11 protein-coding genes and 1 pseudogene are annotated in these 12,618 nt (G+C 68.0%); 4 read left to right on the forward strand and 8 right to left on the reverse strand.

The genetic code is table 11. The annotated features are described in order from the left end of the window. Positions 1 to 206: 206 nt before the first annotated feature. Positions 207 to 1,487, forward strand: a complete 1,281-nt coding sequence (locus tag ACFVTM_RS12240) for a S8 family serine peptidase (protein ID WP_390203728.1) — start codon at positions 207 to 209, stop codon at positions 1,485 to 1,487. 88 nt (positions 1,488 to 1,575) lie between these two features. Here the strand turns inward: ACFVTM_RS12240 and ACFVTM_RS12245 are convergent, their stop codons facing one another. Together ACFVTM_RS12245 and ACFVTM_RS12250 are read right to left on the reverse strand one after the other, a co-directional pair. Further along, entirely contained in the window at positions 1,576 to 2,256 is a 681-nt protein-coding gene (locus ACFVTM_RS12245) for a response regulator (RefSeq protein ID WP_390203730.1), read from the reverse strand. Further along, a complete protein-coding gene (locus ACFVTM_RS12250) occupies positions 2,249 to 3,580 on the reverse strand; it encodes a sensor histidine kinase (protein ID WP_390203732.1) in 1,332 nt (443 codons plus the stop codon). The genes ACFVTM_RS12245 and ACFVTM_RS12250 overlap by 8 nt, the downstream gene beginning before the upstream one ends. A 119-nt stretch (positions 3,581 to 3,699) precedes the next feature. Here ACFVTM_RS12250 and ACFVTM_RS12255 point away from each other — a divergent pair. The 3 genes and pseudogenes from ACFVTM_RS12255 to ACFVTM_RS12265 all read left to right on the forward strand — a co-directional run bounded on the left by ACFVTM_RS12255 (position 3,700) and on the right by ACFVTM_RS12265 (position 6,122). Beyond that, positions 3,700 to 5,101 (forward strand): annotated as a pseudogene (locus ACFVTM_RS12255) (LssY C-terminal domain-containing protein). A gap of 109 nt (positions 5,102 to 5,210) precedes the next feature. After that, complete coding sequence (locus ACFVTM_RS12260) at positions 5,211 to 5,360, forward strand: hypothetical protein (RefSeq protein ID WP_390203733.1); 150 nt, start codon at positions 5,211 to 5,213, stop codon at positions 5,358 to 5,360. A gap of 120 nt (positions 5,361 to 5,480) precedes the next feature. Beyond that, positions 5,481 to 6,122, forward strand: coding sequence for an NADPH-dependent F420 reductase (locus ACFVTM_RS12265; protein ID WP_390203735.1), 642 nt, complete (start codon positions 5,481 to 5,483; stop codon positions 6,120 to 6,122). Positions 6,123 to 6,242: 120 nt separating this feature from the next. On the opposite strand, the gene ACFVTM_RS12270 is transcribed toward ACFVTM_RS12265, so the two are convergent. The 6 genes from ACFVTM_RS12270 to ACFVTM_RS12295 all read right to left on the reverse strand — a co-directional run bounded on the left by ACFVTM_RS12270 (position 6,243) and on the right by ACFVTM_RS12295 (position 12,513). After that, positions 6,243 to 7,106: a phosphogluconate dehydrogenase C-terminal domain-containing protein gene (locus ACFVTM_RS12270; RefSeq protein WP_390203737.1), complete on the reverse strand. Its 864-nt coding sequence runs from the start codon at positions 7,104 to 7,106 to the stop codon at positions 6,243 to 6,245. Between the two features lies 1 nt (position 7,107). Next, entirely contained in the window at positions 7,108 to 7,941 is an 834-nt protein-coding gene (locus tag ACFVTM_RS12275; RefSeq protein WP_390203738.1) for a sugar phosphate isomerase/epimerase family protein, read from the reverse strand. Next, a complete protein-coding gene (locus tag ACFVTM_RS12280) occupies positions 7,938 to 8,819 on the reverse strand; it encodes a triose-phosphate isomerase family protein (protein ID WP_390203739.1) in 882 nt (293 codons plus the stop codon). Before ACFVTM_RS12280 ends, ACFVTM_RS12275 begins: the two co-directional genes overlap by 4 nt. Further along, a complete protein-coding gene (locus ACFVTM_RS12285; RefSeq protein ID WP_390203740.1) occupies positions 8,803 to 9,273 on the reverse strand; it encodes a ribose-5-phosphate isomerase in 471 nt (156 codons plus the stop codon). Before ACFVTM_RS12285 ends, ACFVTM_RS12280 begins: the two co-directional genes overlap by 17 nt. Beyond that, positions 9,270 to 11,042 (reverse strand): dihydroxyacetone kinase family protein, encoded by a 1,773-nt coding sequence (locus ACFVTM_RS12290; RefSeq protein WP_390203741.1) that lies wholly within the window; start codon positions 11,040 to 11,042, stop codon positions 9,270 to 9,272. The genes ACFVTM_RS12285 and ACFVTM_RS12290 overlap by 4 nt, the downstream gene beginning before the upstream one ends. Before the next feature lie 97 nt (positions 11,043 to 11,139). Beyond that, positions 11,140 to 12,513 carry an MFS transporter gene (locus tag ACFVTM_RS12295; protein ID WP_390203742.1) on the reverse strand — a complete coding sequence of 458 codons (1,374 nt, stop codon included), beginning with the start codon at positions 12,511 to 12,513 and terminating at the stop codon, positions 11,140 to 11,142. Between the last annotated feature and the right edge of the window lie 105 nt (positions 12,514 to 12,618).

Consider the following 12,618-nt stretch of genomic DNA (forward strand, 5'->3'; position numbering starts at 1 on the left):
GGGGCACTCGAATTAGCGAACACGCTTAATGGGAGGCCACGATGTTCAGCCAAGCCAGCCGCAAGGCATCAAACCCGCAGCTAACATCGGTGGCGCGGGCCCCGCGCAGACACCGGCGCAGCGGACTTCCCAGACCGGACAGACTCCCTTTTCGGCGTGCGCTGGCCTCGCTGAGTGTCGTTGCGCTGGTCTCCGGCTTTTCCCTGGTGGCCGCCGCCCCCTCGTCCGCAGCTGAGACGGCGCAAAACTACATCGTCGTTCTCAAGGATGGCGTCGTGGATGCCGGAGCGGCGGCGGCCGCGCAGCAACGCGCCTACGGGTTCACGGCCTCGAAGGTCTACCGCAACGCTGTAAACGGCTACTCTGCCACGCTGACGGCGGCCCAGGCGCAACGCCTTCAGGCCGACCCCAACGTTGACTTCGTCACTGCGGGCCGGACCTTCCAGCAACCGCGGGATCTGGGATCCGCGGCCAGCCAGGAGACACCGTTCTGGCGGGAGCGGATCGCCGGAACAGACTCAGACGTCCGGAAGGCGCTCGACAAGGGGCCTTCGCGGATCAATGTCAACGTTGCCGTGATTGATAGCGGCATCGATGCGACCCACCCGGACCTGAACGTCAAGGGTGGCGTCGACTGCCAGTCCGGCTCGCCCGTGGACGTGACACCCGTTGACGTATTGGGGCACGGGACATTTGTCGCTGGCGTCATCGGCGCCAAGAACAACCGCTTGGGTGTCATCGGAACGGCCCCGGGCACCCCGCTGTGGTCTGTCCGGGTGGTTGACGACGCCGGCCTGATCTCCGAGCAGAGCCTGATCTGCGCCATCGACTGGGTGACGTCCACACAAAAGGACGACGACCCGGACAACGACATCGCCGTGGCCAACATCAGTATTGCCGGCGGCGCCCCGGACACGCCTAACTGCGGCAAGGGCACCGACCCGATGCACTACGCCATCTGCCGCTCCGTCCGGGCCGGCACCACCTATGCTGTCGCGGCCGGCAACGAGGGTATGGACTTCGCCAACACAGTGCCCGCCACCTACGACCAGGTGCTGACCGCCACCGCCATGGGCGACTTCGACGGGAAGCCTGGCGGCCTCGCCGCCCCAACCTGCGACACCACGGATTTTTCGAAGTACGGTCAAAAGGATGACGAGCCAGCATTCTTCTCCAACTTCGCCACCACGAGCGACGACAAGGCCCACACGGTCTCCGGTCCGGGCGAGTGCATCCTCTCCACCGTGCCCGGCGGCTACGGCGTGAACCACGGCACCAGCTTCGCCAGCCCGGCAGTGGCAGGGTCCGTGGCCCTGTGCATCAGCCAGAAGGCCTGCACGGGCTCGGCCGAGCATGTCATGGAACAGTACCTGGACCTGACGAAGGGGTACACCAAGCGCCACCACAGCTACGGTTTTGAAGGCGATCCCGTCCACCCGATCAGTTCCCGGTACTACGGCTACCTGACGCAGACGACCAGCTTCTGACGAGCCAGCAAACGACGTCCCGGCCGCGAGATCTGCGGTCGGGACGTGGGGTCCCGGCCGGTCTCGTGGCCGGTCTCAGCCGCGGCCATCAGCCCAGTAGCCGGCGCTCATAGGCAAACGCCACCAGCTGAAGCCGGGTCCCGAGGCCCAGCTTGGCCAGCACGCTCCTGAGGTGTGTCTTGACGGTAGCCTCGGATACGAACAGGCTTCCGGCGATCTCCCCGTTGCCCAGCCCCTTGGCCGCGAGCAGGAAGACGTCCCGTTCCCGGGCCGAGAGCACTTCCAGCGCGGACAGGTCCGGTCCCGCGGCCGGCACTGTCCGGGCGGCGTGCTGGAACAAGTCCTGGACCGACCCGGGCGCAATCACGGAATACCCTGCGTACACAGTCCGGATCGCGGCGAGCAGGAACTCCGGTTCGGCGCTCTTGAGCAGGTAGCCGCTGGCCCCGGCGTGCACGGCGTCAACCACCGCCTGGTCCCGGTTGAAGGTGGTCAGGGCGATGATCTTCGGCGCGCCGGCGCCTGCTGCGTCCGTCTGCTGCACGATCCGCCGTGTGGCGCCCACGCCGTCCAGGACCGGCATACGCAGGTCCATGAGCATCACATCGGGGCACTGTTCGACGGCGAACGCCGCCGCCTGTGCGCCGTCGCCGGCTTCCCAGGCCATTGCCATGTCCGGCTGGCTTTCGACCAGCATCCGGATTCCCGCCCGGAACAGCGCCTGGTCGTCGACGATCGCCACCGTGATAGCCGTCCCGGCATCAGCCACGGTCGCCGGCCTCCACCAGCGGCGTTTCCGGGCGCGCTGCGGGACGTCCCGCGGGCACCAGGTCCGGTCCCGCGCTGGTGACGGCGGCGGCGTCGACAATCCTTGTACCGTAGGGGACGAACACGGTCACCCGGTACTGTTCCCCGTCCGGTCCGGCCGTCATCCAGCCCCCGGCGAGGTGGGCGCGTTCCCGCATCCCCGGGAGACCGCGGCCCACCCGCGTGTCGGCGGCGGGGTCGGAATTGTCCGCCGTTGCCGGGATCCCGGATGCCACATGCAGCGTGAGCCCCGGGCCGCTCCAGTCCAGGTGCAGCCGCACTGCGGTGCCGCGGCCGCCATGTTTCAGGGCGTTGGTGAGGCATTCCTGGATGATCCGGAAGACCGCGAGCTCCTGCCCGGCGGAGAGCCCGGCGGGCGCACCGGACTCGCTCTCTTCGATGGCGAGGCTGTCCTGCATGCGCGCGACCAGCGGCCCGACGTCGCCCAGCCGGGGCTGGGGCGTGACCGCGCCGTCGTCGTGCACTCCCTCGATGACGCGCTGCGCGTCCACCAGGGCGCTCCGGGCCGACGTCGCGATGTTTTCCAGTGCGTTCAATACGGCCCTGGGCTGGTCCTTGCTCAGGTACCGGGTGCCATCCGCCTGCGCGGCAATCACGGCGAGGGAATGGGCCAGGACATCGTGCAGGTCCCGGCCGATCCGTGTCCGCTCCTGTTCCACGATCAAGTCCACCTCGGCTTCCCGGAGGCTGGTCTGGGCGATGGTCCGGGCCCGGAAGAGGCTGCCGCGCTCCTCGTAGAGGGCCAGTGCCAGCCCGACGGCGGCGCAGGCTCCGGCGATGACGGCCAGGAGAGCGAAGAGCTGCCAGCCGAAGGCCCGAAACGTCCACCGGTCGCCCATGTAAAGCGGCGGGAACCAGCCCACCCCGGCGCCATAGCGCCAGGACAGCATCAGAAATGTCATAGTGGCGGCGAACACCGTGGCGGCGCCGGCGGCGATGAAGCGTGTCCTTCGCCGGGCCGTCCACTGGATGAAGCCCAGGGCCACAAACGCCCCCAGGTAGATGGCCCAGTCGTTGTCATACATCGCGGGAATGGCGTGCCCGAGCTGGCCCGCGAGCAGCCCTGCCGTGAATCCGAGGGACACATAGGGCTTCCAGGCGGCGACGGCAATGGCTGCTGTCGTGAGGATCAGCGGCAACGTCCCCGGCCAAGTATCGAGGCCCGGCCCCATCCTGCCGGCCTCGGCCACGCACCACAGCGTGAAAAAGAGAACGGCCGCCGCGGGGGCGCCCCAATGCCGCAAGACTTTCAGTAGTGGTTCCATGGTTGTCACCCTATCCACGGGTGTGGGTGCTGGCCGGCCAAATCACGCCAGGCTCAACCTCTGGGCCAGAAGATTCATCCTTCGAGCCAACTGCCGCCGGTGCGCGTAACATGACGGCCATGACCAAGGCCGCGGTTGAGGTCGCCGCCCCCGCCGACGCGGTGCCATACTCCCTGCTGGACACCTTCTTCTTCGTGGTGGGTGGCCTCGCGGCCGTATGGCTGTCCTCGCTGCTGCTGCAACTGAGCTTCCAGTGGGGCTGGGGGGCAGGTCTGGTTCATCTTCATCTTTTGGGCCCTGCTCGCGTATCTGGTGCTCCCCCGGCTCCACAGAATCCTGACCCGGCTCTACGTCCCGGACTATTTCATCGGCCGGGCGCGCACCAGCGACGGGCTGCTCGGCGATCCCGTGAACGTGGCCCTTCTGGGATCCGCACCGCAGGTGCACGGAGTGATGAAGGCCGCGGGCTGGACACTGGCCGATGACGTCACGCTCGCCAGCAGCCGGCGGATTGTCTCCTCCACACTCCTGCACCGCAGCTATCTCGAGGCCCCGGTCAGTCCCCTGTTCCTGTTCGGCCGCCAGCAGGATTTTGCCTATCAGCAGGAAGTCGACGGCACCCCGGGCAAGCGGCACCACGTCCGTTTCTGGCGCTGCCCACCCGGGTGGCTGCTTCCTGGCGGCCTGGCCGTTGACTGGCTGGCTGCGGGCACATACGACCGCAGCGTCGGGCTGTCCCTGTTTACCCTGCAGATCACCCACAAGATCGCTGAGAACACCGACGCCGAACGCGACCACGTCGTCGAAGCCATCACCCAAGCCGACCCCGCGGCCGGACTCCGCGTGGTCCGGGACTTTTCGACCGGCTATCACGCGCGCAACGGCGGGGGCGACACCATCACCACCGACGGCGACCTCCCGATCATTGATCTCAGGCAGACCGCCGAGGCACCGGCGGCCTTGTCCTCGGGCGACAAGCTTTCGGGCGGCGGGCTTCCGAGCGACAAGCTTTCGGGCGGCGGGCTTCCGAGCGACAGCCGGAACAGGCGCCCGGCGCCCACGATCGTCGGGGCGATCTTCGTCGGCGCCCGTGCGGTGGCGGCTGTCCTGCTCGCCATATCAACGGTGCTCTTCCGGGACGCGCACGTGGAGTCCCTGGCGCAGCCTGCAACCGGCCCGGGGATCACGGAGGCCCAGGCTGAAGTGGCCCTCAGCATCGCAACGGTGCTGGTCCTGCTCTTTGCCCTGGCCTACGTCCTGCTTGCCTGGTTTGTGTTCCTGGGCCGCAACTGGGCCCGGACGCTGGCCATGGCGCTCAGCACGGGCGCCATCTTCATCCAGGCCGTCGATGTCTTCCACGGCGGTCCCGACATCACGCTGGCGTCCAATCTGCCCGGCCTGACGCTGGATATCCTGCTGCTTCTGGCGCTCTCCAGCAAGCGGTCCCGCGACTATGCCCTGCGCCCCCGCAAGGAACCCAAACGGGATTCCAGCCGCCCGGGCGGCCGGGCACCGTTCTGACAACGCAAGGATCCGGGAGGCCTTGACAGCCCTGTGACCCCGGGAGCTAGATGATCAGTAGCCGACAATCCACCGCAGGAACAGCAGGATTCGCAGCAGAGGAGCGGACATGAACCAGGACTCACAGGCGCCGGAGCGCGCCCACAGCGAGACCGCGGCCGAGGGCGACGCAACGGCTGAACCCTTTGACGACCGGGCGCATTCCCAGGACGCAGCGGAAGGCCCGGACATCGACGATGAACCGGGGACCACGGCCTAAATCGGGACAGCGCCGAAGCTTCGCCGACGCGCGAGTTCGCCGGTTTCCGGCGACTTGGCTGGCCAGTGCGCTGACGGTCCCGGGCGAAATATCTGTGGCCGTCCGGGTGTTGGCCCCGACATGACAACAATCGGATTCATCGGTGCAGGACACATTGGCGGCCAGATGGCCCGCAAGGCCGTGGAACTCGGCTACGACGTCGTGATCAGCAACTCCCGGGGGCCGGAATCCCTCGCGGGCATCGTGGCGGAACTGGGGCCCAAAGCCCGGGCCGCAACGCCGGCCGAGGCCGCGGCGGCCGGCGACTTCGCCGTCGTCACCGTGCCGCTCAGGAGCCTCCCGGACGTGCCGGTGGAGCCGCTGGCGGGCAAGATCGTCCTGGACACCAACAACTACTACTGGGAACGCGACGGGCATTTCCCGGCCCTGGACGCCGGTGAGGCCACCACCTCGGGCCTGCTGCAGGAGCACCTTCCCCAGTCCAAGGTGGCCAAGGCCTTCAACCACATCATGTTTTCCCAGATCACCACCGACGGCACTCCGCCCGGCACCCCCAACCGCCGGGCCCTGGCCACGGCGAGCGATTTCCCGGAAGCGGCGAAGCTGGTTACCAGGCTCTACGACGAATTCGGCTTCGACACCGTCAACATGGGCCCGCTGTCCGAGAGCTGGCGTACGGAGCGGGACCGCCCGGCCTACGTGGTCCGGCAGAACGCGGCCGAGCTGGCAGAGAATCTGGCCAAGGCCCCGCGGACCATCTGACGTCTCCTACCCCGACGCGCGAAATCGCCGGAAACCTGCGAGTTCGCCGGACTTTTCCGGCGTATGGGCAGCTTTCCGGCGAATTCGGCCGCGTGCGGACCTACGGCGTTGGGCGGCGGCTCAGCGCTGGGCGGCAGGCTCGAGCTTGAGCATCTTGGCGATGACGTAGTCGAGCTCGGAGTCGTCGAAGATTTTCTTCCAGTCGTCCTTGATGATGGTGTCCTTGCCATACTGGATGGCGATTTCGCAGGCCTCCGAGAACGGGTTGGAGCCGCGCAGGGCGTTGGTGAGGGCGATCTGGACGTGCCCGAACAGCATGGCCTTGGCAGCCTCCTCCGGGACGCCGGCGGTGTGCACGGTCTCGTGCAGGGCTTCCTTGAGCAGGGTGCCGATCATGCAGGCGACGGTCTCGACGAGGGTGGGCTCGAGGATGGCGAGCTGCTTCACCGTAACCCAGTGCACATCGATCACCGGGGCGTAGATGACCTTGATGGTCGCCTCGGCGGCGGCGCGGGCGGCCTCGGTGGCGTCCTCGTCGATCGCGGCGACGACGTTTTGCGGGGCGCCCTGGCCGCCGAAGGTGTCGGCCCATTCTTCCTTGGTGGTGCGCTCCAGGAAGACCGAGGGGTGGCAGGGGTGCGCCACGGCCTGGACGACGTCCTCGCGCTTGGCGAGCAGACCGGCGTAGGCAGCGGCCGGGTCGAGGGTGAGCAGGATGGCGCCGGATTTCAGCTGCGGGACCACGCCGTGGGACACGACGCCCAGGACGGTGTCCGGGACAGCCAGGATCACGACATCGGCGTCCTTGATGGCGTCCTCGGTGGTGCTGATTTCCCGGCCCTCGGCGCGGACGCGCTCCTGGCCTGCCGGCGAGTTTTCGCTGTAGTAGACGGTGTGGGCGCTCTTCTGGAGGTTGGCTGAAACACGCAGCCCCATTTTGCCTCCGGCTCCGATGACGGCCACGGTCAATTGTTCTGCTGACATTTCAGTTACTCCTTAGGAAATCGAGGCTTTGCTGGGTCCACTGCTTTTCGAGGCGGATGGTCGCTTCTTCGGAGGCCTGCCACGGCAGCCAGTGCTCGATGATCTGGTTGATGTTTCTTTCTTTGGGCTGCAGTTTCCGGGCCATGTAGGCATAGTCCAGGAGGCCTTCGCCGAGGGGAGCGCCGGAGTACGTGAACCCGACCCACCCCTCCTTGCGGCTGAACGCAAAGTCTTTGATGTGCATGTTCAGGACATACGGCGCGACGGCGTCAATCACCTCGCGCGGGGATTCCAGCGCCGCCACGGTGTTCGCGGGATCGCTGCAGATGCCGAGGTAGGGGCTGCCCACCCGGGCGACAACGTCCAGGACGCGGGAGGTGGGGACCTGCTCGTAGGTTTCCACGGCGATCTTCACCCCGGCGGCCTCGAACTCAGGCAGCACCTCGGTGAAGGCGGCCACCGCCTGGTCCGCGTCCGGGGTGTGGCCCGGGACGTTGAACATGGTCCGCAGCAACGGCGCGCCCAGGATTCCGGCGATGAGCAGGAACTTCCGGAGATGCTCTGGCCGGATGCCCTTGGTGCCGAGCTCCAAGGACATCCCCAGCGAGTCCGCGGTGGCCCTGATGTCTTTGAGTTCGGCGTCGGTCATGGATTCGAGCCGCGCGTAGTCGCAGATCTGGAAGAGGTCCACGCCCAGGGCCGCGGTCGCGGCCAGTGCCTCATGGAGGTCCAGCGGTGCGGAGACGCGGTCCGAGAGCTGCCAAAAGAAGGCGTAGCTGCTCAGGCCAATTTTCGAACCCGCTCCGGTCCGGGAGCCCTGGCCGGCCCTGCTCATGCTGCCGCCGTCCCGGACAGGAGTCCCAGGCGTGCCGCGGTTTCGTCCAAGATGGTCCTGAGAGCCTTGGGGTCGTGGGCGAAGCGGCCCAGGAACAGCCCGGCGACGGCGTCATCGAGCTGGCCGATCAGGCCGGGGCCGGCGCTTCCGCCGTAGATCACCCGGCTGTCGGCCTGGCCGCGGAGCCCGCGCAGGTGCCCGTCCAGTCCGGCGATGACGGCGCTGATGTACTCCGGGGTGGCCGGTTCCGGGGCACCGATGGCCCACTGCGGTTCGTAGGCCACAATGGTCCGGCGCGCGGGTCCCAGGGACTGTGCCCGGTTGAGCGCGGCGTCGATGTCCGCAGTGCAGTGCCGGATGGCTTCCTCCACCGAGCCGGGCTGCAGCTCCCCGACGCAGAGCACCGGGGTGAGCCGGTTGCGGAAGGCGGCGGCGGTCTTGAGCCCGATGGTCCTGTGGTCCTCGCCGAAGATCCGGCGACGCTCGGCGTGGCCCACCTCGGCGTAGCGTCCGCCGAGCTCGGACACAGTCCGGCCGGAAACCTCACCGGTGTAGGCGCCCTCGTCTTCCCAGAAGATGTCCTGGGCGCCGGCGCCGGCCCCGGCCACGCCGAGGATCCGGGCAGCCTCAGGCAGTGCCGGCAGCGCGGGCAGGACAAACAGTTCGATCTCGCCGCTCTGCACGGCGGGGTGTGCCAGGGCGACGGCGGCGACCTCGCGGCAGTAGTCCAGCGTGCGCTGGTAGCCGAAGTACATTTTCAGGCTGACGCCGATGATGGCCCTGGGCTGTGTTGCGCCGGCGCCGGCGGCGGCACGGCCGGCGGCACGGCCGGCGGCTGTGGCTGTCCCGGCTGTCGCGGAGTTAGCAGGAAGTGACACCCTCGTAGTCCTTAATCAGTGTGACTTTCTCGGCCGAGGCCGAGTTCTCGTCGAACGTGTAGGTGAGCCACTCACGGGCCAGCCGGCGGGCCAGTTCCAGGCCGACGACGCGCTGGCCGAACGTGAGGACCTGGGCGTTGTTGCTCAGGACGGAGCGTTCCACCGAGAAGCTGTCGTGCGCCGTGACGGCGCGGACCCCGGGGACCTTGTTGGCGGCGATTGCTACGCCGAGGCCCGTTCCGCAGACCAGCAGGGCGCGGTCCGCCTCGCCGGAGGCAACGAGTTCGGCGGCCTCGATGGCCACGGAGGGGTACGGGGTGTGGCTGGTGGCATCGACGCCCACATCGCGGACGGACTCGACCAGCCCGCTGGCTTCAAGGTCTGCCTTCAGGGCTTCCTTGTACTCGAATCCGGCGTCGTCGCACCCGATGACCAGGCGCAGTTTGGCGCTCATGCGTTCTCCTTGACTGTTTTTCCCTCGACTGTTTTTTCGAGAAGAGTGTTGTGGATTGCTCGGACGATCAGTGCCATGGACACCGCTCCCGCGTCCGGGGTGCCGAGGCTTTTCTCGGCGTGCGGGCGGGCCCTGCCCATGAGCGGCAGCAGCTGCGCGGTGTCTTCGGCGGCCTGCTGCGCAATGGTGGCGGCGGTGCCCCAGGCGCTGGTGAGGGACTTCCCGGCGTCCACGCCGCCGGCAAGGGCGTCGCGGAACGGGACCAGGACGTCCACGAGGGTCTTGTCGCCCGGCGCGGCCTTGCCGAAGCCCATGATGGCGGCAGCGGCGCCGGCGACTCCGGCGGCGACAGCACCGGCGTCGGGGGCGTTGGTGTTTCCGAGCGCATCCCCGACGGCCCGCAGGGCCATGCCCCAGAGGGCACCCGAAGTGCCGCCGGCCTTGTCGGCCCAGGCGTCGCCGGCCAGGTGGAGGGTGGTGGCGGCGCCGGCCCCGCGGGCGACGGCGGCTGCCGCGGCGTCGACGGCGGCGCGGACGCCGCGTTCCATACCGATGCCGTGGTCCCCGTCGCCGGCCACGGCGTCGATCCGGCCTAGTTCCTCGGCGTTGGCGTCCACCACGTTCTTCGCGGCGCCGAGCGCGGCGAGGACCCGGACGGCGCCGGCGCGGGATTCGTCGGAGGTCTCCGGGATGGACGCTTCGATCTCTGACGGGTCGGTGAAGTCGGCGGCCTCGAGGGCGGCAGCGGTGACGGCGCCGCGGCGGAAGGCCGGGGCGTCGGCGGGTGCGTGCCAGAGGGTCTCGAGCTCGTTGTCGAGCCAGAACAGCGTGAGGGAGGTGCCGGCCATGTCGAAGCTGGTGACGAGTTCGCCCACCTGCGGGTCGACGGCGTCCAGGCCGGCCTCGGCGAGGAGATGGGCGACGCGGCGGTAGACCACGAAGAGTTCCTCGTACTTGACGCTGCCCAGCCCGTTGAGGATGGGCACAACGCGCGGCCGGGCGGCGGCATCTGCGGAAGCGTCGATACCTTCGGGGATTTCGGTGAGGAGCTTGGCGACCAGCAGCTCGGCGAGCTCATCCGCCGTCGGGATGCCCGTCTCGCCGATGCCGGGTTCGCCGTGGATGCCCATGCCGACGGCCATCCGGCCCTCGGGGACGGAGAACAGCGGATGGTCCGCGCCAGGCAGGGTGCAGCCGCTGAAGGCCACGCCGAAGGAGAGGGTGCGGTGGTTGGCGCGCTCGGCGATCTCGAGGGTCTGGTCCATGCTGTATCCGGCCTCGGCAGCGGCGGCGGCCACTTTGAAGACGGTGAGGTCGCCGGCGATCCCGCGGCGCTTGGCGCGCTCGGCCGGCGGGGCGGAGGAGACGTCGTCGGTGACGGCGATGCTGCGGCAGTCGATGCCTTCGGCGCGGAGGCGGGCCTGGGCCTGGTTGAAGTGCAGGACATCGCCGGCGTAGTTGCCGTAGCCGAGGAGGACGCCTGCGCCGTTGTTGGCGGCCTTCGCCACGTTGTAGATCTGCTGCGCGGACGGGGAGGCAAAGAGATTGCCCATGGCGGCGCCGTGGGCGAGGCCCTGGCCGACGAGCCCGGCGAACGCGGGGTAGTGGCCGGAGCCGCCGCCGATCACGAGCGCCACGGTGTTGGCGGTGCTTTGGGTGTTGCGGACGACGCCGCCGGAAACGCGCCTGACCCAGCGGCTGTGGGAGGCGACGAAGCCCTCGATCATTTCGTCAGCGAAGGCTGCGGGGTCATTGAACAGGCGGGTCATGGGGGTACTCCTGGAAGAGGGAAAGCTGCTTGGTGGGTGCCCGCCGCGGCCGTTGGCACGCGGCGGGCACCGGTTTGTTGGGAGCGGGCTACGTCCGTTAGTGGGCGGCGGCCGACTCCGCGGCCTCGGACTCCCCTGACATGGCGGAAAGGTCCGTGGCCGTTGCGTTGGCGGTGCCCTTGCGGGCAAGCACCACCATGAGGATGGCCGAAAGGATCATGAAGCCACCCACTACGAACATGGGCACGTTGTAGCTGCCGGTCCAGTCCTTGAGCCAGCCGGTGACGTAGCCGGCGCTGAAGCCGGCAAGGTTGCCCACGGTGTTGATCAGGGCGATGCCGGCGGCGGCCGCGGCACCGGTGAGGAACTGGGTGGGGACCGTCCAGAAGTTCGGCAGGGCCGCGAAGATGGACATCGCCGTGAGGGTGATGACCGCGATCGTCGCTGCCGGCGATCCCGCGAAGAGGGCCAGCGGGATGCTCAGTCCGCCGATGAGGGCGGGGACGGCGATGTGCCAGGTCTTCACACCGCGCTTGGTGGCGTCCTTGGACCAGAAGTACAGGGCAAACGCGGCCGGCAGGTACGGGATGGCCGTGATCAGACCCTTCTGGAAGACGTCGAACTTGGTGCCGTACAGGCCCTCGAAGCCGGAGATGATCGTCGGCAGGAAGAAGCCGAGTGCGTACAGGCCGTAGATGAAGCCGAAGTAGATCAGGGCAAGCATCCAGACGCGGCCGTTGCCAAAGACGGTACGGACACTGACGTGCTTGTTGCTGGCGGCGGTTGCGTTCTTTTCCTTCTCCAGCGCTCCGGTCAGCCAGGTCTTCTCGTCAGCGCTCAGCCACTTGGCCTTGGCCGGGGAATCCGCGAGGTAGAACCAGGCGGCGACGCCGATCAGGATGGCGGGGATGGCGACACCGAAGTACATGACGCGCCAGCCTTCGAGGCCGAAGAGGCCATGCTGCTGGATCAGGAGGGCGGCAAGCGGGGCTCCGATGACTGTGGTCAGCGGCTGGGCCAGGTAGAACAGGGCAAGGATCTTGCTGCGGTGCCGTGACGGGACCCACAGGCTGAGGAAGAGGATGGCGCCGGGGAAGAATCCGGCCTCGGCCACGCCCAGGATGAAGCGCAGGACGTAGAGCTGCTCCACGTTGCCCACCCACGTGAAGAGCAGGGAGACAATGCCCCAGCTGACCATGATGCGGGCCAGCCAGCGGCGGGCACCGAACTTGTGCAGGGCGAGGTTGCTGGGGACTTCCAGCAGGATGTAGCCAATGAAGAAGACGCCGGAGGCGAAGCCGAACTGGGCCGCCGAGAGAGCGAGATCGGTGTTCATGCCGTTGGGGCCGGCAAAGGAGATGGCCGTGCGGTCCAGATAGTTGATGAAGAACATGAGAGCGACGAACGGCACCAGCCGCACTGCCACCTTCTTGATTGCAGATCTTTCGACCACTGATTGCGTGGTGTCCACATTGACTCCTAGATGTTGATGTCCCGGCCGCATCCTGCGTTGGAAGCACGGGGTTGGTCTCACCGCATAGTTCTTGAGAGCTGGCCAGGCCCAACTAAGCGTGTG

This window comes from Arthrobacter sp. NPDC058130, from assembly GCF_042884475.1.
In the GTDB taxonomy this organism is placed as follows: domain Bacteria; phylum Actinomycetota; class Actinomycetes; order Actinomycetales; family Micrococcaceae; genus Arthrobacter.

What these genes read in the sequence shown, in the direction of transcription:
- ACFVTM_RS12250 (WP_390203732.1), bottom strand. Translation starts at nt 3,580, where the DNA reads ATGGAACCACTACTGAAAGTCTTGCGGCATTGGGGCGCCCCCGCGGCG.
- ACFVTM_RS12260 (WP_390203733.1), top strand. Translation starts at nt 5,211, where the DNA reads ATGAACCAGGACTCACAGGCGCCGGAGCGCGCCCACAGCGAGACCGCG.
- ACFVTM_RS12265 (WP_390203735.1), top strand. Translation starts at nt 5,481, where the DNA reads ATGACAACAATCGGATTCATCGGTGCAGGACACATTGGCGGCCAGATG.
- ACFVTM_RS12270 (WP_390203737.1), bottom strand. Translation starts at nt 7,106, where the DNA reads ATGTCAGCAGAACAATTGACCGTGGCCGTCATCGGAGCCGGAGGCAAA.
- ACFVTM_RS12275 (WP_390203738.1), bottom strand. Translation starts at nt 7,941, where the DNA reads ATGAGCAGGGCCGGCCAGGGCTCCCGGACCGGAGCGGGTTCGAAAATT.
- ACFVTM_RS12285 (WP_390203740.1), bottom strand. Translation starts at nt 9,273, where the DNA reads ATGAGCGCCAAACTGCGCCTGGTCATCGGGTGCGACGACGCCGGATTC.
- ACFVTM_RS12290 (WP_390203741.1), bottom strand. Translation starts at nt 11,042, where the DNA reads ATGACCCGCCTGTTCAATGACCCCGCAGCCTTCGCTGACGAAATGATC.